This is a genomic window from Lysinibacillus sp. FSL K6-4013, from assembly GCF_038630435.1.
GTDB lineage: Bacteria > Bacillota > Bacilli > Bacillales_A > Planococcaceae > Lysinibacillus > Lysinibacillus boronitolerans.
The window spans coordinates 3,608,645-3,633,982 of record NZ_CP152031.1; the positions used below are offsets into that span (position 1 = coordinate 3,608,645).

Genomic DNA, 25,338 nt, shown 5'->3' on the forward strand with positions numbered 1-25,338 from the left:
CGACCGCAAGCTAAATCCCAATAGTGCATATGCATTCCCAATTAAAGTACGTTATAATTGATTTACTTACCTGCATAAAGGAGGGTTTTTTTGTTACAAGTACTTTATATTTTTATTCCAATGCTTGTTGCAATATTAGTGCCATTATTATATAAACGCATGAATAATATTCACACAGGTTGGTTTGTTCTTGCTGTACCTGTTACGCTTGCTGTTATTTATACAACATATATTGCTCAAGTTTCTAAAGGTGAAGTATTTACTGCAGAGCTACCTTGGATTCCATCTCTTGATATTTCCATCATCTCATATTTAGATGGACTTAGCTTATTATTCTCATTACTCATTACTGGAATTGGCTCGTTAGTTGTGCTTTACTCCATTTTTTACTTAGATAAACATAAAGAAAAATTACATAACTTTTATGTTTACTTACTGTTATTTATGTCAGCCATGCTGGGAGTAGTACAGTCAGATCATTTAATTACACTCTATTTCTTCTGGGAGCTAACATCCATATCATCATTTTTACTCATCGGCTATTGGTATAATCGGGATGCCTCACGCTTCGGAGCATTAAAGTCTATGATGATTACAGTTGGCGGCGGTTTAATGATGCTAGGTGGTTTCGTTCTTCTTTATTTAATGGGAGGAACCTATTCCATTCGAGAATTGATTGTTATGGCCCCAAATTTAGTAGACCAACCTTTATTCACTTGGTCACTTGTCCTATTACTCTTGGGAGCATTTACAAAATCCGCGCAATTCCCATTCTACATTTGGTTACCAGATGCCATGGAGGCGCCAACACCAGTAAGTGCATACCTTCACTCAGCTACAATGGTCAAAGCAGGTATCTATTTAGTTGCACGATTTACGCCGATATTTGCTGCCTCTGAGCTTTGGGTGTGGCTTGTAACGGGTGTAGGTATCTTAACTTTATTCTGGGGCTCCTTCTTTGCAGTGAAGCAAACTGATTTAAAAGGTATTCTAGCCTTCTCCACAGTGAGTCAGCTTGGACTTATAATGTCACTACTCGGGGCAAGTGCTGTTACTTTTCATGCAAATGGCTCAGTCGATACCATTAAATTTGCTGCATTTGCTGCCATTTTCCACCTTATCAATCATGCAACATTTAAAGGCAGTCTCTTCATGATTGCAGGCATTGTTGATCATGAAACAGGAACTCGAGATATTCGTAAACTTGGTGGTTTAATGAGTATTATGCCAATTAGTTTTACTGTGGCTGCAATAGGAAGTTTATCAATGGCTGGTCTTCCACCATTTAATGGCTTCTTAAGTAAAGAAATGTTTTTAACAGCCATGCTTGCACTTCAAAAGTTTGAATTCTTCGGCTTTGAAACATGGGGAGCACTCTTCCCTATTGTTGCGTGGATTGCTAGTATTTTTACATTTATCTATAGCTTCTATTTTGTTTTCCGAACATTTAATGGGAATTACAAACCAGAGCAGTTACCTCATAAACCACATGAGGCGCCGATCGGTATGCTAATTTCGCCTATTCTTTTAGCGGCTTTAGTTGTGACAATTTTCTTTATTCCAAACTTTATCGGTAATACCTTTGTAAAACCAGCCGTTCAAGCGATACAGCCATTTTTGTATGATTCACCCCAAGCTGTTGATATTCATGTATCTGCTTGGCACGGCATCACCCCAGAGTTATTGATGACAGTTGGGATTATAATAGTTGGGGTATTGTTATTTGTTGCCTTACCAAAATGGCAGGGGATGTATCAACGATTCCCGCAAGCGTTAACATTAAACAATGCCTATGACAAAATCATGCAGGGATTAGATGTTGGCTTAAATCGTATTTCCCGACGCTATATGACAGGTTCTATGCGTCACTATTTACTTTATATGTTTAGCGGAATAACTATTATTGTAATCGGGTCTCTATTCGTGAAAGATGCATTTAGTATTTCATTCCAAGGAGCCTCCCCAATTAATTTGTATGAAATTATCTTGATCGTCGTTTTATTAATTGGTACGGCCATCACCATCTTGGCCAAATCACGTTTAACAGCCATTATTGGGCTTGGTACTGTAGGCTATACAGTCGCCTTATTCTTTGTCATTTTTAATGCACCTGATTTAGCGCTGACACAGCTCGTTATAGAAACGATTTCAGTAGCACTATTTTTATTAGCATTTTACCATCTACCTAAGCTTGGTAAACGCGAGGAGCGAATGAGGTTCCAGTTAAATCGTGCCATTGTTTCCATTGCAGTTGGTGTGATGGTAACACTTGTTGCGCTGTCAGCTCATTCCCAAAAATTAATTCCGTCTATTGCTAAGTACTACGAGGAAACCGTCTATTCTCTAGCGGGTGGTGGAAATATTGTAAACGTAATTTTAGTAGACTATCGTGGTTTCGATACATTGTTTGAAATTACAGTACTCGGCATAGCTGGCATGGCCATCTTAGCTATGATTAAGTTACGTATGAATAGAAAGGAGAACACTCATGAAAACAAATGATGTGATCATACAATTTACAGCTAAAATTGTATTTTTCATTATTTTCTTCTTCTCCATTCATATTTTTTTAGCTGGTCACTATACGCCTGGTGGAGGCTTTGTAGGAGGTCTGTTAACATCAAGTGCACTGGTTCTTTTAGTGTTAGCCTATGATATCAACACAGTCCGTCATATTCTACCTATTAATTACACATATTTAACAGCCATTGGCTTACTATTAGCCCTTGCTACTGCGGCATACCCCATGTTTGTGGGCAAACCGTTTTTCACACATTTCTTTGATTATTTCGATTTACCGCTTCTAGGCAAACAGTCATTACACACGGCTATGCTTTTTGATAGCGGTGTCTATTTGGTTGTTGTCGGCGTTACGATGACCATTATTCAAACGATTGGAGAGGATGAATAATGGAAATAATTATGGCCTTTGTGATCGGCTTTCTTTTTATGGCAGCGGTCTATTTAATCCTATCAAAAAGTTTATTGCGCATTATTATTGGAACAGGTCTGTTAAGTCATGGTGCTCATCTACTCATCTTAACAATGGGTGGTCTTGGTGGTGAAGCTCCACCCGTCTTAAACGAAGGTGCCAAAACATTTGCTGATCCCTTACCCCAAGCACTTATTTTAACTGCGATTGTTATAAGCTTTGGGGTGACAGCATTCTTCCTTGTACTTGCCTACCGTTCCTATCAGGAGCTTAACACGGATGATATTAGCTTAATGAGAGGAAGTGATGAGGATGAATAACTTCCTACTATTACCCATTATCATCCCGTTTTTCTTCGGTATGATTTTAATGTTTGGACAAAAAAATCTAACTTATCAGCGATCATTTTCATTACTTGGGATTGGACTAGCCCTCCTCTCTGCCCTTTCACTGCTTTTAACAGTGAAAGAAGATGGTATTCAAAAGGTCACATTTGGAAATTGGCCTGTTCCTTACGGTATTACAATGGTATCTGATATGGTGTCTGCATTGCTCGTTACAACGACATTGCTTATTGCGCTATTTGTTGTTTGGTATGGCTTCGGTTCTATCACGAAGGAACGCGAACGCTTCTTTTATTACCCTGGTATTATGTTTATTTTAACTGGGGTCAATGGTGCCTTTACAACAGGCGATATTTTTAACTTATTTGTGTTCTTTGAAGTATTGCTAATGGCTTCCTATTTACTCATCGTTTTAGGTGGTGAGAAGGGGCAACTGAAAGGGTCTATTAAATATATTTTAATTAATGTTATTTCTTCGGCCTTATTTGTTATAACAGTTGCCTATTTATATTCTGTAGTAGGGACATTAAACATGGCCGATATTGCGGTAAAAATTGCAGAAATTAATCAACCAGGGATTATTACTGTTATCGCCGTCCTATTTTTAATGGTATTTGGACTAAAAGCAGCCATTTTCCCATTATACTTTTGGCTTCCTACTTCGTATGCAGCAGCCCCGATCCCTGTCTTAACACTTTTTGGCGCTCTGCTCACAAAGGTTGGGGTATATGCCATTACACGTACCTACACACTATTTTTTGTACATGATTTATCCTATACGCATGATTTACTAATGGCATTAGCCATTGCAACAATTGTGGCTGGTTGTATTGGAGCACTCGCTTATTTTGATGTAAAACTCATTATTATCTATAACATTGTCATTGCAGTAGGTGTCATTTTATTTGGTGTCTCTCAAATGAATGAGACTTCATTAAAAGGAGCTATGTTTTATTTAATTCACGATATGCTCATTAAGGCAGCACTCTTTATGTTAATCGGCATTGTCATCTATATTACTGGTACATCGGATTTGCGTAAAATGGGTGGGCTTATGAAAAAATACCCTGCACTTGGTTGGTGTTATTTAATAGCAGCTTTTGGCTTAGCTGGAATTCCACCACTTAGCGGGTTTGTTGGAAAGCTGTTAATTGTTCAGGGAGGCTTTGAGGCTGGAAATATGTGGAGCAGTATTTTCATTTTGGCATCTTCATTGCTTGTTTTACTATCCGTGATTCGTATTTTCCTTTATGCCTTTTGGGGTGAGGAAAAAGAAACACAAGGTACAATCGACAAATCTACCTATAAAATGCTGTTTATGCCTACTGCCGTTTTAGTACTTATTACTGTCGCATATGGTGTCGGTTCTGAATGGATTACGCCATTTATGGATGATGCCGCAAAACTATTAAATGATCCATCTATCTATATAGATGCTGTCATGAAGGAGGAGTAACACTATGGCATTTCAAATGATTTTAAATTTTGTACTTGCCTTCGTCTGGATGTTCCTTTCCTCTAATTACACAGCAACTGGTTTTATCATTGGATTCATTATGGGAATACTTTTACTTATTCTCATGCGGAGGTTTTTCAAGTCTCGTCTTTATGTCTATCGATTATGGGCTCTGCTAAACTTAACGTTATTGTTCTTTAAAGAATTAATTCTAGCAAATGTTCAAGTGTTGAAAGTAGTGTTAAAGCCTAAGCTGGACATGCAACCTGCCTTTTTTGCTTATCCAACTGTTCTAACACAAGACTGGGAAATCACGTTATTGTCGAGTCTTATTACTTTAACACCAGGAACAGTCGTAGTGCATGTATCGGATGATGCGAAAACATTGTATGTACATGCAATTGATATTAACGATGTGGATGAAGCCATTGCTTCCATTCGAGATTCATTTGAAAAAGCGATTTTAGAGGTGAGTAGATCATGACAACATTTATTATTGCTGTAATCGTAGTGATTTGCTTATCTATGATAGCGGTCATTTATCGAATGGTAAAAGGTCCTTCCGCATCCGATCGTGTTGTTGCCTTGGATTCACTTGGTGTTTCACTCATTTCCCTAATCGGACTATTTTCGATTTTAGTGGAAACAAGCTTCTTTCTTGAAATCATTTTATTGCTAGCAATTTTATCGTTTATCGGTACGATGGCTTTCTCTAAATTCATAGAGAAAGGAGATATCATCAAACGTGACAATTCTCGCTAATAGTTTAGTTATCTTTTTCATTACTGTTGGAGTACTCTTTATTGTCGTGACAGCTATCGGACTTGTCCGCTTACCTGATTTGTATACACGTGCCCATGCCGCTTCAAAAAGTGCAACACTTGGCGTCATGTGTGTGCTAATCGGTGTATTCTTTCACTTTTGGCTGATTGAAGATCATTTCAACCCTCGTATTTTACTGGGAATACTCTTTCTCTTTATCACTGGTCCTGTTGGCGGACACATTATGACGCGTTCTTCCTATATTGCTGGTGTTAAGCCATGGAAAGGTACCGTACGTGATGAACTAGGTCCTGAAATTGACAGAATGAAAAAGGAACAAGGTGTAAAATAAACATAAAAATCTGCCCGATTACTAAATCGAGCAGATTTTTTTAGTTAAATATATCCTTTGGCAGTTAAAATATTTGTCAGTTGCTCCACACATTCTTCTATGGAATGCTGTTCTGTATCCAAAATAACTTCTGGGTTAATTGGTTCTTCATATGGAGCGCTAATCCCTGTAAAATTAGCAATTTCAGCATTCCTTGCTTTTTTATACAAACCTTTCGGATCTCTTTTTTCACATGTTTCTACTGAACACTTTACATAGACCTCTAAAAATTCACCATCCTCTACAAGTGCCCGAACTACCTGGCGATCTTCTCGATAAGGTGAAATAAAAGCCGTTAGCACAATTTGACCGCTCTCTATAAATAACTTTGAGACTTCACCTATTCGACGAATATTTTCCTTGCGCCCTGCCTCATCGAATCCTAAGTCACTATTTAAGCCATGGCGCACATTATCACCATCTAATACGAAGGCTTGATTGCTCCTTTCAAATAATCGACGGGCAAAAGCATTGGCCACGGATGATTTCCCTGAAGCAGATAAACCCGTAAACCATAAAATAAAGCTTTGATGTTTATTTTTTGAACGACGTTCCTCTTTTGTAATGGAGGCTTCATGCCAAACAATGTTTGAACTCATTTTACTACCTCCTTACTCATGCCTTTAATTAAAATGTCTACAACTTCTTTACGACTGAATGTACTTGGTGGTACTTCTCCATTTCGTAGCATCTCACGTACCTTCGTTCCTGATAGAATGACATGGGCAGAGCTATCATGTGGACACGTCTTTGTCGTAGCCATGCCTTCACATTGCTGACAATAAAAGCTATGCTCAAATTTTAGTGGGACAATTCCTAATTCATCTTCAGTAAACTGTTCAAAAATCTTTTGTGCATCATATGTGCCATAATAATCACCAACACCTGCATGATCACGACCAACAATAAAATGAGTACAGCCATAATTTTTTCTAACAAGTGCATGGAAAATAGCTTCCTTTGGTCCTGCATACCGCATAGCGGCTGGAAAAATACCTAATTGTACACGACTTTCAGGATAATAGTTTTTTAATAAAACCTCATAGCTCTCCATACGTATAGCAGCTGACACATCATCTGATTTTGTTTCACCAACAAGTGGATTTAGAAATAACCCATCAATCGTTTCAAGTGCTGCCTTTTGAATATATTCATGTGCCCTATGGACTGGATTACGTGTTTGGAAGCCAACAATCGTTTTCCATCCCTTGTCAGCAAATAATTGTCGCGTTTCTACTGGGTCAAATGAATAAGCAGGGAACTTTTGTGTAAGACGTTTAATCAACGTAATTTTTCCTCCGACATAAATGGCAGGTCGATCAAAGAGCTTTTGAACGCCAGGATGTGCTAAATCCTCTGTTCCATAGACAAGCAAAGCCTCTTTTCGTTTATTCGGCTCATAAATATCTGCCACTTCAATAACGCCATATACCTCATCACCATAAACAAGCTTCACCTCATCACCAGGCTGTAAGATGGACGCTTTCTCTTTTGTAACAGGTAATGTAATCGGAATACTCCATACTACGCCTGATGCTAAACGACTTTGTTCCACGACTGACTCATAGTCTACTTGTGTTAAAAAACCATCGATTGGGCTATACCCCCCTATAGCAATTAACTCTAAATCACTCAACGAAATCGCATCCAACTCAATTTCCTTATGAATAGTAGTGATTTCCTTTTCTGGATCAAATGCTTGCACAAGTAGCCCACCATGTGGTTGTAAACTCATTAAAATCTCCTCCTAATTCTAGTTAAATACTAAGTTTTATAGTCAAAATCTAGTGATGACACGATTCAATTTAAATGCCTTCACCTGCATCATAGATAGACTGCTCTTCTTCACGCATCGTACGCATCAGACTAATGACTCCTAGCGTCCCAACGATAATACTGCCATTCAAAATAATGGTATAAAGGTCCTTTTCTAAAAATAGCTGCACTAAAAAATAAGAAATGACTAACGAAAAGATGGGTGATACAATCCAAATGCGTATAATTTTTTTCACAATATGCTTATGGAAGATTTGCTTTCCGTTTTTGGCCATCCCCATTCCGATGATGGAAGAAGAAGTGACTTGTGTTAATGGGACTGGAAGCCCAAAAACTGAGCTTATGCCAACAAGCAGGGCACCTGTACTTGAAATGAGAATGCCCTCTGCCTTTTGAAAGCGCACTATTTTTTTACCGTTTGTTTCAAGCACTCGTTTACCAAGTAGCAGAGCACCTATTGCGACAAATGCACCGCCAAGCACAATGCCCGTTGTCACATCCATCATTCCTGCTCCCACCAACGGTCCAACTGCATTGGCAACATTATTCATCCCCGCTGAAAATGCTTCGAAAAATCCTGCTAATACGAGAAGAACAGTTAAAATTGGATGATCCTTCAGCAGTCCTCTGATTTGTAACTTATATAAAAACTTTCCACATACAAGAGCAATGACAAAGGCAACAAGTGGTACAATCACCCAAAATGAAATGATGACAAGCAGCGAATTAACGAATAATACTTTATAGGCAATTCCTACACCTACAACAGCACCCACTGTTACTTCACTCGTTGATAAGGGAATGCCTAAAAGATTGGCGAAAAATAACGAGCTTGTCGCAGAAATCAAGATAATGATGACGACCTTTACCGTTATATATTCCTGGGGCATAATACCTGAGCTTATCGTTTTGACTACTTCTCCTCCGCCTAATACAGCCCCACTGTAGACGCCTATCGCGCATAAAAGCAATGCTTGCCACGCTTTTTTAATGGCACCTGCCCCATAAGCAACACCCATTGAGGCTGCTGCACCGCTTGCTCCTATGTTCATCGCAAAAAATAAACTAATAGCTATTGCAAAATATTCAAGCATGGCAGAACTCCTTTATTCATGTAACCCACACTCGGTTTTACCAGAACCTTGCCATCTACCTGAACGTAAATCCTCCATTGTAAATGCTGGTTTCGTACAATGCTCACAGCCGATGCTTGGATAGCCTTGATCGTGTAACGGATTGTATGGCAAACTGTGCTTTGAAACATAGCGCCAGACATCCTTCCAAGTCCAATGAATCAATGGACAAACTTTAATTGATTTAAATTTATCATCACGATTTAGAAAGTTTGTTTGTTGACGTGTTGGTGATTGCTCACGACGTAAGCCTGATATCCAAGCCTTTTTACCTGATAAGGCTTCGTGTAAAGGTTTTATCTTACGAATATCACAGCACTTATTTGGGTTGGACTTCCATAGTTCGTCACCATGTTGTGTAGCTTGTTGCTCTAGTGTAAGAGCTGGCTTTTTCATGACAATGTTGAGATGTGGATATTTTTCTTTGACTTTATTAATGGTTTCATATGTTTCTTTAAAGTGTACATCTGTATCCAAAAAAACAATCGTAGCGTTAGGCTTTACCTTTGAAATGAGATCAATTAAGACAATGCCCTCAATACCAAAGCTACATGCATAGACGATTTCATCTCCATATTGCTGATAGCTCCACTGTAAAACCTCTAGTGCTGCCTTATACAAATCATCAACCTGAAAATCAATGATCGGTTCTTGCCAATTTTCATAAGTTAACATCGAATCCCCCTCATAGCAAAAAGGCGTTCTAACAAAAGACACAGAAAAAACAGGTCTTTGTTAAAACGCCTCTAGTTTGACTAGCCAGCTCTATATTTAATGATTGTTCACTAGTAGTTGCTACCTCGTTACACAATCATTCTTCTTATTACCAAATATATACTAAAGTACACCAAGCAGTCAACTAGGTTTTTGAAATATCTTTCCCATACACCCACTTGTTCCTGTTCTCTGCTGTATATGATGAGTGGTATCTAGGACACTCGCATTTAATTTTCAAAATAAATAATCTTTTTTATAATTCCTTGTTGACTAATAGGAAATATATGTTTAATGTATTACTAAAGCTTTAACCTAAATAAAAAAACGCTGATCAGAGGATCTGAAGGCCATCTCCCCATGTTGTCATTTCATTGTGGGTGATGGCTTTTTGCATTCTTAAGACAGAAAAGGGGCGAAATAATGATGAAAAAAAGGAGCTATGTTCTCCAATCATTGGCATTATTAACTATGCTTACGCTTAGTTTAGCTGGCTGTGGAAGTGCTAACTCAGATGAAAAAGCAAGCGGTCAGAAAGATAAGAAGTCTGTAGAGCTACTAAATGTCTCCTATGATCCAACACGCGAGCTTTACGAGGAGTTCAACAAAGATTTTATAAAAAAATGGAAGGATGATACCGGCCAAGATGTCACAATCAATCAATCACATGGTGGATCTGGTAAACAGGGGCGTGCAGTTATTGATGGTCTTGAAGCCGACGTAGTGACACTTGCACTCGCTTATGATATCGATGAAATTGCTCAAACGCGCGAGCTACTGAATAAAGATTGGCAAACCGAGTTTGATCATAATTCGACTCCCTATACATCTACAATTGTGTTTTTAGTACGCAAGGGCAATCCAAAAAACATACAAGATTGGGATGATTTGATTCAAGACGACGTGTCTGTTATTACGCCTAATCCCAAAACATCTGGGGGTGCGCGTTGGAACTACTTAGCTGCTTGGGCTTATGCCGGAAAATTATATAACAATGATGAAACAAAAATAAAAGGGTTTATGAAATCACTTTACAGCAATGTAGAAGTACTTGATTCTGGCGCTCGTGGAGCTACAACAACATTCGTAGAACGTAAAATTGGAGATGTCTTAATTGCGTGGGAAAATGAAGCATACCTCTCTCTCAATGAATTAGGTAAGGATGAATTTCAAATCATCACGCCTTCATTAAGTATTTTAGCAGAGCCACCAGTTGCAGTTGTAGACAAAATCGTAGATAAAAAAGGGACACGTGAAGTCGCTGAAGCTTACTTGCAGCATTTATATAGTGATATTGGGCAAGAAATTGCGGCGAAAAATTATTATCGACCACGTAATGAAACAATTCTAGCAAAATATAAAGAGCAATTCCCTCAGCTTGAACTTGTCTCAATTGATGATTTTGGTGGTTGGGCAAAAGCACAAGCAACCCATTTTAAAGATGGTGGTACCTTCGATGAAATATACGTACCACAATAAGGAGCGTTTTGATGAGCAGTTTAATCATTCCTAAAAAATCGCGGCGAATTATTCCAGGCTTTCATTTATCTCTTGGATATACAATGCTATACGTAAGTTTACTAGTGTTACTACCACTTTCCATGATTTTCATTCATACCATGTCCTTAAGCTGGTCAGCATTCATCGATATCATTACAGATCCTCGTGCTGTTGCTTCCTACAAAGTGAGCTTCAGCACTGCGCTGATCGCAGGCTTACTAAATGTGATTTTCGGTACGATTATTGCATGGGTTCTCGTCCGCTATCAATTTCCCTTTAAACGAATCATTGATGGGCTTGTAGACTTACCCTTTGCATTACCTACTGCTGTTGCTGGTATTGCTTTAACATCTCTCTATGCACCAAACGGTTGGATCGGTCAATTTTTTAATTTTAAAATTGCCTTTACACCTCTTGGCATCATTATTGCTTTAACCTTTATCGGGCTACCCTTTGTTGTACGTACAGTCCAACCCGTCTTGCAAAATATTAGTGCTGAGGTGGAGGAAGCTTCGGCAAGCCTTGGAGCCAACCGTTTACAAACCTTCCGTAAAGTTATCTTACCAGAGCTAGTACCTGCTATTTTAACTGGCTTTTCCTTAGCCTTTGCGCGCGCTTTAGGTGAATATGGCTCGGTTGTTTTTATTGCAGGAAATATGCCGATGAAAACGGAAATTACGCCGTTAATTATTATGACAAAGCTTGAGCAATATGATTATGCGGGGGCAACTGCCATAGCTGTTGTCATGCTTGTGACATCCTTTATTTTGTTGTTCACCATTAACTTGATACAATGGCTAGCCAATCGTCGGTTTGTACATTAGGAGGTACGATATGGAACAATCAACTTTTATTCAGCAGGCTAGTACAGGAAAAAGGAAAGCAGCTACACAGACTGCTGCCTTACAGGAGCCTCGTATTATTCGCTATACGTTAACATGTATTGCTTTAGCTTTTTTAGCTTTCTTTATTGTACTACCTTTAGTATCTATTTTTATTACAGCTTTTCAAAAAGGAGTCGACGTTTACTTTGCTGCGATTACACATCCAGATGCATTAGCTGCTATTAAGCTTACTTTAATCGTCGTAGCTATTACTGTACCTCTCAATGCGATCTTTGGCGTAATGGCTGCATGGGCACTCACAAAATTTAATTTTAAAGGGAAAAATCTATTACTTACTATGGTAGATTTACCTTTTGCCGTTTCACCTGTTATCGCAGGTTTAGTGTTTATTTTATTATTTGGCTCACAGGGACTATTTGGTGATTGGTTGTTTGCACATGATATTAAAATTGTTTTTGCACTTCCTGGCATTGTCCTTGCCACAATTTTCGTCACATTGCCCTTTGTTGCACGTGAATTAATACCTCTGATGCAAACCCAAGGCACATCTGAGGAGGAAGCGTCTATTTCATTGGGGGCAAGTGGCTTTAAAACCTTTTGGTATGTCACGTTACCCAATATTAAATGGGGGTTGTTCTATGGTGTGATTTTATGTAATGCACGAGCCATCGGGGAATTTGGAGCTGTCTCTGTTGTATCCGGCCATATCCGTGGTATGACTAATACGATGCCGCTTCATATCGAAATTCTCTATAATGAATATCAATTTGCAGCAGCCTTTGCAGTTGCTTCCCTAATGAGCGTTATGGCCATCTTTACATTAATTGTGAAAGACATTATTGCTTGGAAATCAAAATCTAGTTAAAAGGAGATGGTCTCAATGAGTATACAAATTCAAAACGTATCCAAAAAATATGGTTCGTTTCAGGCACTAGAGGATATATCTGTACATATTCAGTCTGGGGAGCTAGTAGCGTTGCTCGGCCCCTCTGGATCAGGAAAAACCTCTTTATTACGTGTAATCGCTGGGCTTGAAACAACAGATGTCGGTAACATCTTATTTGATGGTCAATCCATCACAGATCGCCATCCAAAAGAACGCAATGTAGGCTTTGTCTTTCAGCATTATGCCCTTTTCCGTCATATGACGGTCTTTGACAATGTAGCCTATGGGCTGAAGGTGCGCCCTCGCAAAAGCAGACCTTCAAAACAGAAAATCAAAGAAAAAGTGATGGAGTTATTGCGACTCGTGAAGCTTGAAAATTTCTCTGACCGATATCCAACACAGCTTTCAGGTGGGCAGCGGCAACGTGTCGCACTGGCAAGAGCGCTTGCCGTGGAGCCCAAGGTACTGTTATTAGATGAACCATTTGGAGCTCTCGATGCAAAAGTACGCAAGGAGTTACGTCGCTGGCTTCGAAAGCTGCACGATGAGTTTCATATTACAAGTATTTTTGTGACACATGACCAGGAGGAAGCTTTGGATGTTGCAGATCGCATTGTAGTCATGAACAATGGCAAAATCGAGCAAATTGGCAGCCCAGACGAGGTCTATACAAATCCCAAAAGTCCATTTGTCTATGATTTCTTGGGCAATGTCAATCTATTTAAAGGGCGCTTACAAAATGGTAAGCTCATGCAGGGTGAAGTTGCACTTGATGTACCTGATGCCCTGACACATTCAGATGACAATGCGATAGGCTATGTACGTCCTCATGATATTCAGATTGAGAAAACAAGTATTTCAGGTACAGTTCCTGTTAAAATCAGCCACATTCATTTGCTAGGGCCTATCGTCCAAATTGAGTTACGCCGTGAGGATCTTGATGAATTTTTAGAAGCGGAGTTATCGAAAGAACAATTTCATCTTCTTCAACTAAGGGTGGGCGATCAGGTATTTGTAAAGCCGAAACAATTAAAGGTGTTTATTCCTGAGGATTATTCTATATAAAAAACCATGTAGCAAATTTTTCTTTGCTACATGGTTTTTATTTTTAATGAAATTCTCTTCCATCATAGACAGCTGTGACATACCCAGCACGAATGACAAAGTCTCCAAAATGTTCGCCCTCTAAACGTTCCTTTGAAAAATGTAGAAGAATTGGTCGTAGCTCTGCTAAAATTTCCTCCTCACCAATATTTTCACGATAGATTTTATTTAAGCGATTGCCTGTAAAACTTGCACCAAGGTACATATTGTATTTACCTGGCCCTTTGCCAATAAAGCCGATTTCACCCATTGCTGCACGTGAACAGCCATTTGGACAACCAGACATGCGAATAACAATTTCTGTTTCATTTAAGCCAGCCTCATCAATAATGGCATCAATTTTTGTTATAAGAGAAGGTAAATAGCGTTCTGCTTCTGCCATGGCTAAGCCACATGTCGGTAATGAGACACAGGCAATGGAATTGCGGCGTAAGGCAGAATAATGCGCACCGTCTGTTAGCTTGTATTGTTTAATAAGCGTATTTATTTGTTTCTTTTTCTGGGGTGTTACATTGCTAATCATTAGGTTTTGGTTCGGTGTTAAACGAAAATCACCCGTGTGCACCTTAGCTATTTCACGTAAGCCAGTTAACAACTGATAATCCTCAAAGTCTTTTATACGGCCATTTTGAATAAATAACGTATAATGCCAATGACCATCTGCCCCTTTAATCCAGCCAAATTCATCACCTGTACGCTCAAAAGTATAAGGACGAGCCTGCTGAATTTCCCAGCCTAGACGACGCGTTAATTCTTCTTGGAACCATTCAAGTCCTCTCGCATCAATCGTGTATTTAAATCGTGCATTTTTACGGACAGAGCGATTCCCATAATCACGCTGTATCGTTATTATTTTTTCTGCTGTTTCTAATAATTTATCTGGCGTTATAAAGCCAATTTCACGAGCAAGCTGTGGATAGGTTTCATGATCACCATGTGTCATGCCCATGCCTCCACCAACCGCTACGTTAAAACCAACAAGCTGATTGTCTTCAACGATGGCAATCAGTCCGATATCTTGTGAAAAAACATCTACATCATTACTTGGTGGAATCGCAATACCAATTTTAAATTTACGCGGCAAATATTGCGCTCCATAAATCGGTTCAATTTCTACATCCTGACTATCTACTACCTTTTCTCCATCTAACCATAATTCATGATAAGCGCGTGTTCTCGGCAGTAAATGCTCACTTAGTTTTGCAGACCAATTATAAACCTCTTCATGTAATGCAGACTGGTTTGGATTGACATTACACATCACATTACGGTTCACATCTCCACATGCAGCAAGAGAATCCAATAACACCTCATTGATTTCCTGCATATATTTTTTAACATTCCATTTTAAAATGCCATGTACTTGAAATGCTTGGCGTGTTGTTAATTTTAAAGAGCCATTGCCATACTTTCTAGCCATTTCATCCATCACAAGCCATTGCGCTGGGGTAGCTGCTCCACCTGGTGTTCGTACACGTACCATAAATTGATAGGCTGGTTCCAGCTTTTGTTTCTGACGTTCATTCCGAAGATCTCGATCGTCCTGTAAGTAACTGCCATGAAATTTCATAAGGCGATTATCGTCCTCTGGGATACCAGAGCTTAATGGATTATTCATGGTACGTTCGAGTGTTCCACGTAGGTAATTACTTTCGGTTTTAATACGCTCTACATCACTTGGTTTCCCGGGCTGTGGAGGTAACACTATTTTTTCAGTCATTCTTTATCGCTCCTTTAATCCATTACACCTCAGCGTATTGGGCATACCTGAGGGTTTACTTGCTAACAAAGAGATCAACTCATTAATAAGGGAAGGTTTTCGAGAAATTTGTGTTGAACTCCATTAATAAACGTCACGTTGGTAGCGTTTTTGCTGTTTTAATTCATTCACATAGGCTTTTGCTTCCTCTGGTGTTTTCTGTCCTTGCTGCTCAATAATTTGATGAATGGTTGCATCCACATCAGATGCCATTGATTTTTCGTCACCACATACATAAATGACAGCCCCCTGCTCCAGCCACTCATAAAAACTTGCGGCATTTTCTTGCAATTTATGTTGAACATAGATTTTTTGGTCTGTATCACGTGAAAAGGCTACATGCATGTGACTTAATGTGCCAGCAGCTAGCCAACGTTGCCAATCCGTTTGATAGAGGAAATCCGTAACAAAATGCTGATCACCAAAGATGAGCCATGCTTTCCCCTCAATCCCTAACTCTTCTCGCTCCTCTAGAAAAGCTCGATATGGTGCAACACCTGTGCCTGCACCAATCATAATAATTGGCGTTTCATTATTCTCTGGCAATCTGAAATTCGGATTTTTATGAACATAGATTGGTAATGTATCACCTATTTGTATTCGTTCTGCCACACTTCCAGAGCAAACACCAAGACGTTGTCTACCTGCTGTTTCATAGCTTACCTTGCCAATCGTTAAATGAACCTCTTCGCTATTGGCCTTTTGGCTACTAGCAATAGAATAAAGTCGAGCTGGAATTTTACGCAGTAACTCTACAAATTGCTGTGCACTCCAAGTAAATGGTGTAAATTCCTCTACTAGGTCGAGCAAGTCTCTTCCTTTTGCATAGTCCTTCCAGGCTTTTGGTTCTTCAAATAGCTTAGAAAATTCTTTATGCTCTGTATAAGCAGCAATTTTTTCGAGTAACGGTTTAGATAACACCGTAATTTCTAATTTTTTCTGTAGTGCTTCTTTTATTGTTATTGTTTCATCAAAAACAGTCACTTCTGTCTCCGAATCAAATTGAAGTGCTGTCAGCAATGCATTGACTAATTGTTCATCATTCTCTGGCAGAATGCCAATGCTATCGCCAGGTTCAAAATGAAAATTAGCTCCCTCAATCGATAATTCAAGATGACGCGTCTCTTTATTGGAGCCACGACCATTTAGATTTATATTTTCAAGTACTTCAGCGTAAAATGGATTTTTTCTTGAATATGTAGATTCTTCAAGTACTTGCGCCCCTTCGGTGTGTGCTGAAGTAGACGTTGCTGAAGTTGTATGCTGAAGAAATTCCTGTTGAACCGCGGAGAACCACTGTGCAGCTGCATCATCATAATCTACATCGCAATCTATACGAGGAACAATTCTTGTTGCACCTAATTGCGCAAACCGCTCATCGAAGTCCTTACCTGTCTTACAAAAAAATTCATAGGAGCTATCCCCTAAAGCAAGAACCGAATATTGTAGGTGTTCTAATTTAGGCGCCCGCTTGCTATGCAAAAATTCATAGAATTGTATCGCTTGATCTGGTGGATCTCCCTCTCCATGTGTACTCACAATAAGTAATAGATTGGTGATCTTTTTTAAATTACTAGCTTTAAATTTCCCTAATGATGAGACAGTTACATCTACCTGCTGCTCTTTTAAAGCTGCTGCATACTTTTCAGCTAATCCTTGACTATTGCCTGTTTGGGAACCATATAAGATTGTTATTGTTTTGGTAATCGGCTGGGCTGCTGGTGGTGCCTGTTCAACAATTGCTTCAAGAGTTGCTTGGGGAGCACTTAGGTAACCGTTTAGCCAAAATTTTTGTTCAATTGTTAATTTAGGGAGAAGCTCGTTTAATAACTTCACCTGCTCTTCATTAAATGGACTGTTTATTACTTGTAATTTCAATCTTTGCCACCTCACGAATCTTCTTCATTTCATATTTTTTAATTTATCGAAGCCTTATTTTTTCCTTTTTCTCAATCTGAACCACATAGGAATTTTGAACAATCAATGTAATTGATCCGTGGTTCACAGTATTTAACATTTGGCGGACATTATCTAATGCTAGATTTATATTTTCAGTTCTTTTATCTACCATTACGAAACACCTTCCTCTTTAAAATGTAGTAATTCATCAATACGTTCCACTAATACTTTTTTCACATTGTCGTCATAGCCTAAGCTTTCACATAACATAATGTTTTGACTGTCAAAGCCTTGTAATCGCTTGGCAATACTTTGTCTTAAAATGCCTGTAAATAATAAATAAGGGACAATAAAAATTTGCTGTTGCTTCCCTTTAACTTGCAGTAACCAGTCTTCAAAGGTTGGTCCCATTCCGTATAAGAAGCATGTATCAACGGCTTTATAGTGATATTTAGTACGTAGCCTTTTGGCAATTTTGGCTAAATCCCTCTTGACGGCTGGATCACTACTCCCACGTCCTATGAGTAAAACACTCGCATTGCTGTTAGGTTGCTGTTTTTCTATTATCCTAGCTTGTAATGTGTCAATTAATCGTTCATGAATGCCAAGAGGCTCACCATATGTAAACTTTACATATGGGTATAGTTTTTGAGCTTTTGCCATTTCTTTCGGAATATCATGTTTTGCGTGTTGAGCAGCTAGTAGGAGAATAGGCATTACGGCAATCGCTGTTGCCCCTTTCCGAATACAGCTAGCAATGCCTTCTGCAATGGTTGGTGTTGCCAGCTCTAGAAAGCATATTTCCTGAATAGGTACTGTCACTTCTTGTTGTACACCTTGAAGAAAGTTTACGGCCTGCTCTACACCTTCCTTGACACGACTGCCATGTGCAATATATAAAATAGCCTGCATAATCCCACAACCTTATCCCGTTATTTGGATTGGCTGTGCGGGGTTTTGCTCAAACCAATGAATGGTTTCTCTTAAGGTCACAACCTTCCCTACTAATATGATGCTAGGGTTATGAATATTTTCTGTACGCACAATTTCCTCAATTGTAGCTAAAGTCCCCGTAACAGTTCTTTGCTTAGTAGAAACTGTTCCCCAGTGAATAACAGCCACAGGCGTTTTTTCATCACGGCCAAATTTGAGTAATTGTTGACGGATATACGGAAGATTACCAACACCCATATAAATGGCAATCGTATCAATTCCTTTTGCAAGACTTTCCCAACGGATAGCATCTTCTTTTCCATCCTGCATATGCCCAGTAACCATAGCAAAACTTGAACCTAAGTTACGATGTGTGACAGGAATACCTGCATATGCTGGAGCTGCTATACCTGACGTAATACCAGGCACAATTTCAAAGGGAATTTGATGCTTCGCTAACACATTTGCCTCCTCTGCCCCTCTACCAAAAACAAATGGGTCTCCTCCTTTTAATCTTGTGACAACATATCCTTGTTGGGCATAATCAACAAGCGTTTGGTTGATTTGCTCCTGAATCATGGCATGTTGCTGAGGCAATTTCCCGCAAAAGATTAATTTAGCGTCTTTCTTGGCATAGGCTAATAGCTCTTTATTAATGAGTCTGTCATATAAAATGACATCTGCACATTCAATGCAACGTAATCCTTTAATCGTAAGGAGGTCAACATCCCCAGGACCTGCACCAACAATATAAACTTTCCCCATTTCATCTCACTCCTTCTGTCAATTACGCCTCGCTGTCATAGCATTTCAGATTTATTCAACTGACTAATAAGGGTCCTCGAGTTTTCTATAACTGACACTTTGCTTTCGGTATAAAAACATTTACTGAATTAAGATAAAGAAAAAAGGCCAATATTATCCTTAGGCACAAAAATGCCTATGAATAATACAAGCCTCTAGTTTGCTAGTCAGCCACATATTTAATTCTTAGTAATATAATAAGAATAATAAATAATTTAGTATATTCTGTCAACACTAAATTTGATACTTCGTTAGGCGCAAAAAAAAACCAGCTGCCGATTTCAAGATCGACAACTGGTTGATCAAATTATGTGCTTACCATGGTCTACGATAACGCGGACCTGGTCCAAAATATGGACCTGGTGGATATGGTCGATAGTTTGGATAATATGGATTGTAAGGATATTGATTAAATTGAGAGCCTAGAAAACTGCCTAAAAACCCACCAAAAAACGGTGCGCCAAATGGCCAAATAAAGCCTCCAAATCCTCCGCCTGGATAACCTCCGAAATTGCGCATATGCTACCTCCCCTTTTTACTCTATCGTATGAAGGAAGATACATCTATCATATGTAGAATGCCTATTCTATCGGGATTAGTGCATAAATCACAAAAAATCAGCGAGAATAAACTCCCGCTGATTGACACGCTTTATTATTTTTCTTCCCCTAAACGTTGGACAAAATTAGCTAGTGTACGGACCATAACACCAGTACCACCTTTAGGTCCTAAATCATGAACTGCTACTGCATCAGATGTGCCTGCTATATCCAGGTGAATCCATGGTGTATCACCAACAAATTCGCCTACAAAACCGCCGCCGAAAATCATATGACCATCACGACCAGGAGAGTTATTTAAATCAGCTACATCTGATTTTCGAATTCGTTTTTTATCATTCTCTGTTAAAGGCATGCGCCAAACAAATTCATCTGTCTCTTTGGCAGCTTCCATAAATGCTTCAAAAAATGCATCATCATTTGAAAGAGCACCTGTTTTATCCATACCTAACGCAGTAATAACGCCTCCAGTTAAAGTAGCAACATCAATTAGTGATGTAGCACCTTGCTGTTTAGCATATGTAGTTGCATCTGCCAGAACTAAACGCCCTTCTGCATCCGTATTTAATACTTCTACGGTTTTCCCACTGTACGTCGTAATCACATCATCAGGTTTAAACGCTGTATCGGACACCATATTATCTGTAGAACCGATAACGGCTACAACATTTTTATTTGGACGTAATTCACCGATAATTTTCATTGCACCAAGTACAGCAGCAGCACCGCCCATATCACCTTTCATACCAACCATAGAATCCTTTGGTTTTAAAGAATAGCCGCCTGTATCATACGTTACGCCCTTACCAACAAGGCCAATTGGATCTTCAAAATCTTCAGTCGCTTTATATTTTAAGGTAATTAATCGTGGTTCTTCATAAGAGCCTTGGTTAACGCTTAATATACCACCCATACCTAGTTCCTCTAATTGTGCTTTATCTAAAATCTCTACTTCCAAATTGTATTCCACTGCTAGAGATTGTGCATAGTTAGCTAAATCCGTTGCTGTTAGTAGATTTGGAGGTAAATTTATTAGGCTACGAGCTTCATTAACAGCATCTGCATAAATCACACCTACCTCAAAGCTTGCCACCACTTCATCTAAATCCTCTGCTGTAGTCACAAGGTGAACAGCATCAATACGTTTATCTACCTCGTTCGAAGTGGTTTTATAATGTGGAATAGCATAATAGCCAAGGCCAATTCCTTCACCCGCTAAAAATGCTACATCTGCTGTTGAAATTGACTCTGTTGTAAATGATTCAAGCCAGATGGAATACTCTTTTACTTTTAAAGATCTTAATTCTTTCCCTACTAAACCAAATGCTGCGCGAATATCACCTTCTGTTAGGTTTTTACGCTCATCTAAGCCTACAAATACAATACGTTTGAGGCTGGCATGGTCTTTCACAAATGGTAATTTCGTTAGTTTCTTTAATTCAGTTGAGACGTCCCCTGCACTAATCCATGTATCGAGGGCTTCACCGTAAAAAGATGAAAAGCTTGCCCAGTCCTGCATTTGTTCACGATGTTTTGTGACTCCTACCACTAATAGTTCGGTAGAAATCGTTTCAAATGTTTTTGCTTCTTTTACAATATGCATGTAAACTCCTCCATTCCATATACTATTATAACGAAGTTTCTGAAAATGGCGTAATATTTGCCTATATCTTCTTTTAGAAAATAATGAATGTTATAATAAAAGCAATTATTTGCGAAGGTTGTGATGATATTGAGTTTACTCCAAAATACCCCATTACTAATTGCCCTCTTTGCGGTTCTCTTTGCACAGTTTGTTAAAATCCCCATCCATTTTTTAATGACCAGACAAGTAAAATGGGGACTTTTTACCTCAACGGGCGGAATGCCTAGTTCTCACTCCGCTTCTGTCACTGGATTGGCAACCTCAATTGCCTATGAGACAGGTTTGGAATCCCCCATTTTTGCGGTAGCCGCCATGTTTTCCATCATCGTGATGTACGATGCCAGTGGTGTTCGTTACCAGGCAGGGCAGCATGCCGCTATATTAAATCAACTACGTAAGGATTTTCAAACATTGGTTCATGATTTAAAAAAGTGGCCACAGATGGACGGACAAGAGAAAATGGAGGAATTAAAAACACTATTAGGCCATAAACGAAGTGAAGTATTTTTTGGGGCTCTCACGGGTATTTTTATCGCCATCATAACCTACGAGTTTTTCATCTAACAGACATAAACACATCCTCAAAAGGGAGGCTGTGTTTTTTTTGTACAAAAAAAGTATCCCCTCTTCAATTGAAGAAAGAATACTAAGCACGTTAGAACATTCTGTATCCACTTTTACGTAAATAAATCATCACGATACCCGCCACAATAGATCCTGCAAAGCCACCTGATAAAATAGCAATATCTACAAACTGAAGAGCCTGTAATTTATCAATTAGTGCTGGGAAGGCAGAGCCTGGCTTAAAAATATAATCTAAGAAGCTTACTTCATCTACAATAAAGATGACAACAATTGGATACACAATTGCCATTAACCATGTCATCCGTAACAGCATATTTAACAAGAATCCGATACCAAAGAACATGACGAAAAATAACAATATAGAAATGATTAACTGTACTAATGAAACTGGACCATCCATGTATGTATAACCTCCGTTTTCCTCTCATTAGTTTACATGATTACGACACCGCTTTCAATGAACATATCCTTGTTTTCGCTTGTTCGTCATATTTAGGAAAATCATTCAATTGATCACCTGTGGTTGCTCTTTGAAGTTAGGGGTATTCTCCCACCTTCCGCGGGTAAACTATAGCTTCAAGTTAGATAAATGCTTTTTTTATCAAAAAAACTATTGAAGACAAATGCTTATCTTCAATAGTTTCTATGATTTTATGAAGTTGATTGAGCTACTAAAAACTTTGGTGATTTCCAAAGCTGTGCCCATTTTTTAAAGGCTGTCAGCACAATTAAGAAGCCAAGCATTAGCATGATAACAGATAAAATCCCATTTAACATATTAAAGCCTGCAGCGGCTGGATTCCAGTATACATTTTTAATCATCCAATAGCCTGCAACGTTGACCGTAATGTATAAATAAGCCAATGGGATAAAGCATGTCAATGCATAGATGCGTTTATCTGCGACCTTCAATACCATCGTCACTCCACATACTAGACCAATGGCTGCCATTAGCTGATTGGATACACCAAATAATACCCAGATTGAGCTTATATCCCCTGAATACAATAAATAGCCCCACATAAAGCAGGCAAGTGCACTAGCAAAAATTGTACCTGGTACCCAATTGGTACGCTTCAGTGGTTTATAAACATTGCCACCAAAATCTTGTATTAAATAACGAGCTACCCTTGTTCCAGCATCAATGGCTGTAAGAATGAAAACCGCCTCAAACATAATGACAAATTGATAGAAGTACGAAGATAACTCTGCGAACCAAGGAATACCTGTAAAGATATCTGTCATACCAACTGCTAGCGTTACAGCACCTCCTGTTCGTCCTTCCAAGTCCATGCCGATACTTTGAGACAATGCTTGTAGATGAACGGGCTCCATTCCTAATGTAGCAAATACAGCTGGTGCTGAGTTAATCGCAAAATAGTCGGCTGGATGAAGAGCAGTAGCTGCGATTAAAGCCATCACGCCTACTAGTGACTCTACTAACATAGCACCAAAGCCTACAATACGGATGTCCTCCCAACGATCAATCATCTTAGGCGTTGTTCCTGAGCCTACAAAAGCATGGAAGCCAGAAATGGCACCACAGGCAATTGTAATAGAAACAAACGGCCACACAGGACCGGCAATTACTGGTCCACCACCATGAATAAACTCTGTCAATGGTGGGAATTGAATAGCAGGATTAACAAAGAAAACGCCAATAATTAGTGCAATAAATACCCCAATCTTCATGAAACTACTTAAATAATCACGAGGTGCTAATAAAAGCCACACAGGTAATGCAGCGGCGAAAAAGGCATAGATCGGTAAGATGATAGCTAATGTATCCCGATCAAATGTTAAAAAATCACCGAATGCTGTGCCTTGAATAAGCGGTCCGATAAATACCCCAATCATTAATAAAATAAAGCCTATCGTAGATGTAACAATTAAATTGCCTGTTTTACGATAGGCAATACCCACAAGCATGGCGATTGGTATCGTAATACCTACCGCAAACGTTCCCCATGGATTGCGCTCTAAAGCGCCTAACACCACCATCGAGAGACCTGCCATTGTAATCGTAATAATGAATAGCATCGCAAGGCCTGTACAGAAACCTGCGATAGGGCCTAACTCCTCCTTCATCACTTCCGATAGGGATTTACCACCATGACGCATGGATGCAAATAAAACAACAGCATCATGAACTGCCCCACCAATTACTGCTCCGATTAATAGCCATAGAAGTCCAGGTAAATACCCAAACTGTGCAGCTAGGATTGGTCCCACTAAGGGTCCTGCTGCTGCAATCGCTGCAAAATGATGCCCAAAGGTTACCCATTTATTCGTCGGAACATAGTCTTTACCATCTTCCAAAGCGTGGGCTGGGGTGGGCGTATCATCTTTTATTTTAAGTACCTTCTTTGTAAAGAAAATGCCATACAAACGATAGCTGATCATCAAAATACAAATAGACCCTATCACTATTGTAATCGCATTCATGCAAACACCCCTTTTACTTTTTCCACATCATAGCAAAGGAATGTCCTTAATATTCCTAAAATAACTGAAATGTCAGAAATTAAAGCTGAGCGGTAGTATTTGTTCATTGAAATGCAACTACTTCGATAGGTCAAAAATTTTCCTTACATCCTTCATATACAGTCTGCTAACAGGAATGGAATGTCTGTTGTGCACGATTAAATTAAATTTAGAACTACTCCAGGGCTCAAGTTCCACAATATGCTCTAAATTGACAATATACGCACGATGGACACGTACAAAGCCTTTTAAAGTAAGCTTTTTTTCTAACGCAGCCAATGACTCGGAAGCAAAAAAACGTCCCTGCTCTGTCACAACAACCGTTTTACTATCCTCAGAGGTACAATACAAAATATCCTGTATTTTCAGCAGTAAAATTCGATCGTTTGCATAAACCGTTAATTTATCGAGCTTGTCTAGCTGTGAAACTTTTAGCTCCTCCATCGTTTTTGCCTGAGCAGCTCTTTTTTTAGCTAAAAGCTTTTCCACAGCTGTTTGTACCCTTTCTGCCTCAAAGGGTTTCAATATATAATCAAATGCATTGACTTCAAATGCCTGCAATGCATAGTCATCGTAGGCTGTTGCAAAAATAATTTCTGGCCTCTGTTCATTCAGTAATAATTGTTTAGCTAAATCAAGACCATTGTTTATGCCTAATTCAATATCCAAAAATATACAATCGACTTCTTCAAGCTGTGATGCTTTATACAGCTCCTCAAGATTTTCAGATTCACCACAAACATTCACCAACGCTGTTTGCTCTAATAAATATCGCAGTTCCGCACGTGCTAAGGGTTCATCATCCACAATATATACATTCAATTTC

General features: G+C 39.0%; 26 protein-coding genes. 12 read left to right on the forward strand and 14 right to left on the reverse strand.

Annotated features, from left to right (window positions below):
* Positions 1-90: 90 nt before the first annotated feature.
* Genes MHB39_RS17900 through mnhG form a run of 7 tightly spaced genes read left to right on the forward strand, consistent with a single transcriptional unit; the run spans position 91 to position 5,846 of the window.
* On the forward strand, positions 91-2,502 hold the full coding sequence (locus MHB39_RS17900) for a Na+/H+ antiporter subunit A (protein WP_333006569.1): 2,412 nt from the start codon (positions 91-93) through the stop codon (positions 2,500-2,502).
* Complete coding sequence (locus tag MHB39_RS17905; protein ID WP_004228380.1) at positions 2,489-2,911, forward strand: Na(+)/H(+) antiporter subunit B; 423 nt, start codon at positions 2,489-2,491, stop codon at positions 2,909-2,911. The genes MHB39_RS17900 and MHB39_RS17905 overlap by 14 nt, the downstream gene beginning before the upstream one ends.
* The gene (locus MHB39_RS17910; RefSeq protein ID WP_004228379.1) at positions 2,911-3,252 is read left to right on the forward strand and encodes a Na(+)/H(+) antiporter subunit C; all 342 of its coding nucleotides are present in this window, start codon (positions 2,911-2,913) and stop codon (positions 3,250-3,252) included. Before MHB39_RS17905 ends, MHB39_RS17910 begins: the two co-directional genes overlap by 1 nt.
* Positions 3,245-4,732, forward strand: a complete 1,488-nt coding sequence (locus MHB39_RS17915; RefSeq protein ID WP_333006570.1) for a Na+/H+ antiporter subunit D — start codon at positions 3,245-3,247, stop codon at positions 4,730-4,732. The genes MHB39_RS17910 and MHB39_RS17915 overlap by 8 nt, the downstream gene beginning before the upstream one ends.
* 4 nt (positions 4,733-4,736) lie before the next feature.
* A complete protein-coding gene (locus tag MHB39_RS17920; RefSeq protein WP_016995166.1) occupies positions 4,737-5,216 on the forward strand; it encodes a Na+/H+ antiporter subunit E in 480 nt (159 codons plus the stop codon).
* Positions 5,213-5,494, forward strand: a complete 282-nt coding sequence (locus MHB39_RS17925; RefSeq protein WP_004228375.1) for a Na(+)/H(+) antiporter subunit F1 — start codon at positions 5,213-5,215, stop codon at positions 5,492-5,494. Before MHB39_RS17920 ends, MHB39_RS17925 begins: the two co-directional genes overlap by 4 nt.
* The gene (mnhG, locus tag MHB39_RS17930; protein ID WP_004228373.1) at positions 5,478-5,846 is read left to right on the forward strand and encodes a monovalent cation/H(+) antiporter subunit G; all 369 of its coding nucleotides are present in this window, start codon (positions 5,478-5,480) and stop codon (positions 5,844-5,846) included. The genes MHB39_RS17925 and mnhG overlap by 17 nt, the downstream gene beginning before the upstream one ends.
* A 44-nt stretch (positions 5,847-5,890) precedes the next feature.
* Here mnhG and cysC read toward each other — a convergent pair whose 3' ends face one another.
* From cysC to MHB39_RS17950, 4 genes are all read right to left on the reverse strand, one after another.
* Positions 5,891-6,484 (reverse strand): adenylyl-sulfate kinase, encoded by a 594-nt coding sequence (gene cysC / locus MHB39_RS17935; protein WP_036078557.1) that lies wholly within the window; start codon positions 6,482-6,484, stop codon positions 5,891-5,893.
* On the reverse strand, positions 6,481-7,620 hold the full coding sequence (gene sat / locus MHB39_RS17940; protein WP_036078558.1) for a sulfate adenylyltransferase: 1,140 nt from the start codon (positions 7,618-7,620) through the stop codon (positions 6,481-6,483). Before sat ends, cysC begins: the two co-directional genes overlap by 4 nt.
* A 70-nt stretch (positions 7,621-7,690) precedes the next feature.
* Positions 7,691-8,755: an inorganic phosphate transporter gene (locus MHB39_RS17945; RefSeq protein ID WP_036078559.1), complete on the reverse strand. Its 1,065-nt coding sequence runs from the start codon at positions 8,753-8,755 to the stop codon at positions 7,691-7,693.
* A 12-nt stretch (positions 8,756-8,767) separates the two neighbouring features.
* The gene (locus tag MHB39_RS17950; protein WP_342544763.1) at positions 8,768-9,469 is read right to left on the reverse strand and encodes a phosphoadenylyl-sulfate reductase; all 702 of its coding nucleotides are present in this window, start codon (positions 9,467-9,469) and stop codon (positions 8,768-8,770) included.
* 465 nt (positions 9,470-9,934) lie between these two features.
* On the opposite strand from MHB39_RS17950, the gene MHB39_RS17955 reads away from it, so the two are divergent.
* The 4 genes from MHB39_RS17955 to MHB39_RS17970 are packed head-to-tail and all read left to right on the forward strand — an operon-like array spanning position 9,935 to position 13,804.
* Entirely contained in the window at positions 9,935-10,987 is a 1,053-nt protein-coding gene (locus MHB39_RS17955) for a sulfate ABC transporter substrate-binding protein (RefSeq protein ID WP_342546938.1), read from the forward strand.
* Positions 10,988-10,998: 11 nt separating this feature from the next.
* A complete protein-coding gene (gene cysT / locus MHB39_RS17960) occupies positions 10,999-11,832 on the forward strand; it encodes a sulfate ABC transporter permease subunit CysT (protein ID WP_036078563.1) in 834 nt (277 codons plus the stop codon).
* A gap of 10 nt (positions 11,833-11,842) precedes the next feature.
* Positions 11,843-12,718 (forward strand): sulfate ABC transporter permease subunit CysW, encoded by an 876-nt coding sequence (cysW, locus tag MHB39_RS17965; RefSeq protein ID WP_342544765.1) that lies wholly within the window; start codon positions 11,843-11,845, stop codon positions 12,716-12,718.
* Between the two features lie 15 nt (positions 12,719-12,733).
* Complete coding sequence (locus tag MHB39_RS17970) at positions 12,734-13,804, forward strand: sulfate/molybdate ABC transporter ATP-binding protein (RefSeq protein WP_016991503.1); 1,071 nt, start codon at positions 12,734-12,736, stop codon at positions 13,802-13,804.
* 43 nt (positions 13,805-13,847) lie between these two features.
* On the opposite strand, the gene cysI is transcribed toward MHB39_RS17970, so the two are convergent.
* The 7 genes from cysI to MHB39_RS18005 form a co-directional block, all read right to left on the reverse strand.
* Positions 13,848-15,563 (reverse strand): assimilatory sulfite reductase (NADPH) hemoprotein subunit, encoded by a 1,716-nt coding sequence (gene cysI, locus MHB39_RS17975; RefSeq protein WP_066038183.1) that lies wholly within the window; start codon positions 15,561-15,563, stop codon positions 13,848-13,850.
* Positions 15,564-15,686: 123 nt separating this feature from the next.
* Positions 15,687-17,480: an assimilatory sulfite reductase (NADPH) flavoprotein subunit gene (locus tag MHB39_RS17980; RefSeq protein ID WP_288579728.1), complete on the reverse strand. Its 1,794-nt coding sequence runs from the start codon at positions 17,478-17,480 to the stop codon at positions 15,687-15,689.
* 43 nt (positions 17,481-17,523) lie between these two features.
* On the reverse strand, positions 17,524-17,673 hold the full coding sequence (locus MHB39_RS17985) for a YezD family protein (RefSeq protein WP_115672973.1): 150 nt from the start codon (positions 17,671-17,673) through the stop codon (positions 17,524-17,526).
* On the reverse strand, positions 17,673-18,413 hold the full coding sequence (locus tag MHB39_RS17990) for a sirohydrochlorin chelatase (RefSeq protein ID WP_048394434.1): 741 nt from the start codon (positions 18,411-18,413) through the stop codon (positions 17,673-17,675). Before MHB39_RS17990 ends, MHB39_RS17985 begins: the two co-directional genes overlap by 1 nt.
* Before the next feature lie 12 nt (positions 18,414-18,425).
* Positions 18,426-19,199 carry a uroporphyrinogen-III C-methyltransferase gene (gene cobA / locus MHB39_RS17995; RefSeq protein WP_342544775.1) on the reverse strand — a complete coding sequence of 258 codons (774 nt, stop codon included), beginning with the start codon at positions 19,197-19,199 and terminating at the stop codon, positions 18,426-18,428.
* A gap of 354 nt (positions 19,200-19,553) precedes the next feature.
* On the reverse strand, positions 19,554-19,757 hold the full coding sequence (locus tag MHB39_RS18000) for a uroporphyrin-III methyltransferase (protein ID WP_342544776.1): 204 nt from the start codon (positions 19,755-19,757) through the stop codon (positions 19,554-19,556).
* A 135-nt stretch (positions 19,758-19,892) separates the two neighbouring features.
* Entirely contained in the window at positions 19,893-21,401 is a 1,509-nt protein-coding gene (locus MHB39_RS18005; RefSeq protein ID WP_016991510.1) for a leucyl aminopeptidase, read from the reverse strand.
* A 123-nt stretch (positions 21,402-21,524) separates the two neighbouring features.
* Here MHB39_RS18005 and MHB39_RS18010 point away from each other — a divergent pair, with 123 nt between their 5' ends.
* Entirely contained in the window at positions 21,525-22,007 is a 483-nt protein-coding gene (locus tag MHB39_RS18010; RefSeq protein ID WP_342544778.1) for a divergent PAP2 family protein, read from the forward strand.
* Positions 22,008-22,098: 91 nt separating this feature from the next.
* On the opposite strand, the gene MHB39_RS18015 is transcribed toward MHB39_RS18010, so the two are convergent.
* The 3 genes from MHB39_RS18015 to MHB39_RS18025 all read right to left on the reverse strand — a co-directional run bounded on the left by MHB39_RS18015 (position 22,099) and on the right by MHB39_RS18025 (position 25,334).
* A complete protein-coding gene (locus MHB39_RS18015) occupies positions 22,099-22,428 on the reverse strand; it encodes a YuiB family protein (RefSeq protein WP_004228336.1) in 330 nt (109 codons plus the stop codon).
* 251 nt (positions 22,429-22,679) lie between these two features.
* Positions 22,680-24,473, reverse strand: a complete 1,794-nt coding sequence (locus MHB39_RS18020) for a carbon starvation protein A (protein WP_004228334.1) — start codon at positions 24,471-24,473, stop codon at positions 22,680-22,682.
* Between the two features lie 117 nt (positions 24,474-24,590).
* On the reverse strand, positions 24,591-25,334 hold the full coding sequence (locus tag MHB39_RS18025; protein ID WP_258860186.1) for a LytTR family DNA-binding domain-containing protein: 744 nt from the start codon (positions 25,332-25,334) through the stop codon (positions 24,591-24,593).
* Between the last annotated feature and the right edge of the window lie 4 nt (positions 25,335-25,338).

Excerpts from the sequence above, each read along its gene's own strand:
- MHB39_RS18000 (WP_342544776.1), bottom strand. The coding sequence starts at position 19,757 with ATGCGCAATTTCGGAGGTTATCCAGGCGGAGGATTTGGAGGCTTTATT.
- MHB39_RS17925 (WP_004228375.1), top strand. The coding sequence starts at position 5,213 with ATGACAACATTTATTATTGCTGTAATCGTAGTGATTTGCTTATCTATG.
- MHB39_RS17945 (WP_036078559.1), bottom strand. The coding sequence starts at position 8,755 with ATGCTTGAATATTTTGCAATAGCTATTAGTTTATTTTTTGCGATGAAC.
- cysW (WP_342544765.1), top strand. The coding sequence starts at position 11,843 with ATGGAACAATCAACTTTTATTCAGCAGGCTAGTACAGGAAAAAGGAAA.
- MHB39_RS17990 (WP_048394434.1), bottom strand. The coding sequence starts at position 18,413 with ATGCAGGCTATTTTATATATTGCACATGGCAGTCGTGTCAAGGAAGGT.
- MHB39_RS18010 (WP_342544778.1), top strand. The coding sequence starts at position 21,525 with ATGATATTGAGTTTACTCCAAAATACCCCATTACTAATTGCCCTCTTT.
- MHB39_RS17970 (WP_016991503.1), top strand. The coding sequence starts at position 12,734 with ATGAGTATACAAATTCAAAACGTATCCAAAAAATATGGTTCGTTTCAG.
- MHB39_RS17910 (WP_004228379.1), top strand. The coding sequence starts at position 2,911 with ATGGAAATAATTATGGCCTTTGTGATCGGCTTTCTTTTTATGGCAGCG.
- MHB39_RS17920 (WP_016995166.1), top strand. The coding sequence starts at position 4,737 with ATGGCATTTCAAATGATTTTAAATTTTGTACTTGCCTTCGTCTGGATG.
- MHB39_RS18020 (WP_004228334.1), bottom strand. The coding sequence starts at position 24,473 with ATGAATGCGATTACAATAGTGATAGGGTCTATTTGTATTTTGATGATC.
- cysT (WP_036078563.1), top strand. The coding sequence starts at position 10,999 with ATGAGCAGTTTAATCATTCCTAAAAAATCGCGGCGAATTATTCCAGGC.
- cysI (WP_066038183.1), bottom strand. The coding sequence starts at position 15,563 with ATGACTGAAAAAATAGTGTTACCTCCACAGCCCGGGAAACCAAGTGAT.
- sat (WP_036078558.1), bottom strand. The coding sequence starts at position 7,620 with ATGAGTTTACAACCACATGGTGGGCTACTTGTGCAAGCATTTGATCCA.
- MHB39_RS17985 (WP_115672973.1), bottom strand. The coding sequence starts at position 17,673 with ATGGTAGATAAAAGAACTGAAAATATAAATCTAGCATTAGATAATGTC.
- MHB39_RS18005 (WP_016991510.1), bottom strand. The coding sequence starts at position 21,401 with ATGCATATTGTAAAAGAAGCAAAAACATTTGAAACGATTTCTACCGAA.
- MHB39_RS17905 (WP_004228380.1), top strand. The coding sequence starts at position 2,489 with ATGAAAACAAATGATGTGATCATACAATTTACAGCTAAAATTGTATTT.
- MHB39_RS17955 (WP_342546938.1), top strand. The coding sequence starts at position 9,935 with ATGAAAAAAAGGAGCTATGTTCTCCAATCATTGGCATTATTAACTATG.
- MHB39_RS17950 (WP_342544763.1), bottom strand. The coding sequence starts at position 9,469 with ATGTTAACTTATGAAAATTGGCAAGAACCGATCATTGATTTTCAGGTT.
- cysC (WP_036078557.1), bottom strand. The coding sequence starts at position 6,484 with ATGAGTTCAAACATTGTTTGGCATGAAGCCTCCATTACAAAAGAGGAA.
- cobA (WP_342544775.1), bottom strand. The coding sequence starts at position 19,199 with ATGGGGAAAGTTTATATTGTTGGTGCAGGTCCTGGGGATGTTGACCTC.
- MHB39_RS18015 (WP_004228336.1), bottom strand. The coding sequence starts at position 22,428 with ATGGATGGTCCAGTTTCATTAGTACAGTTAATCATTTCTATATTGTTA.
- MHB39_RS17915 (WP_333006570.1), top strand. The coding sequence starts at position 3,245 with ATGAATAACTTCCTACTATTACCCATTATCATCCCGTTTTTCTTCGGT.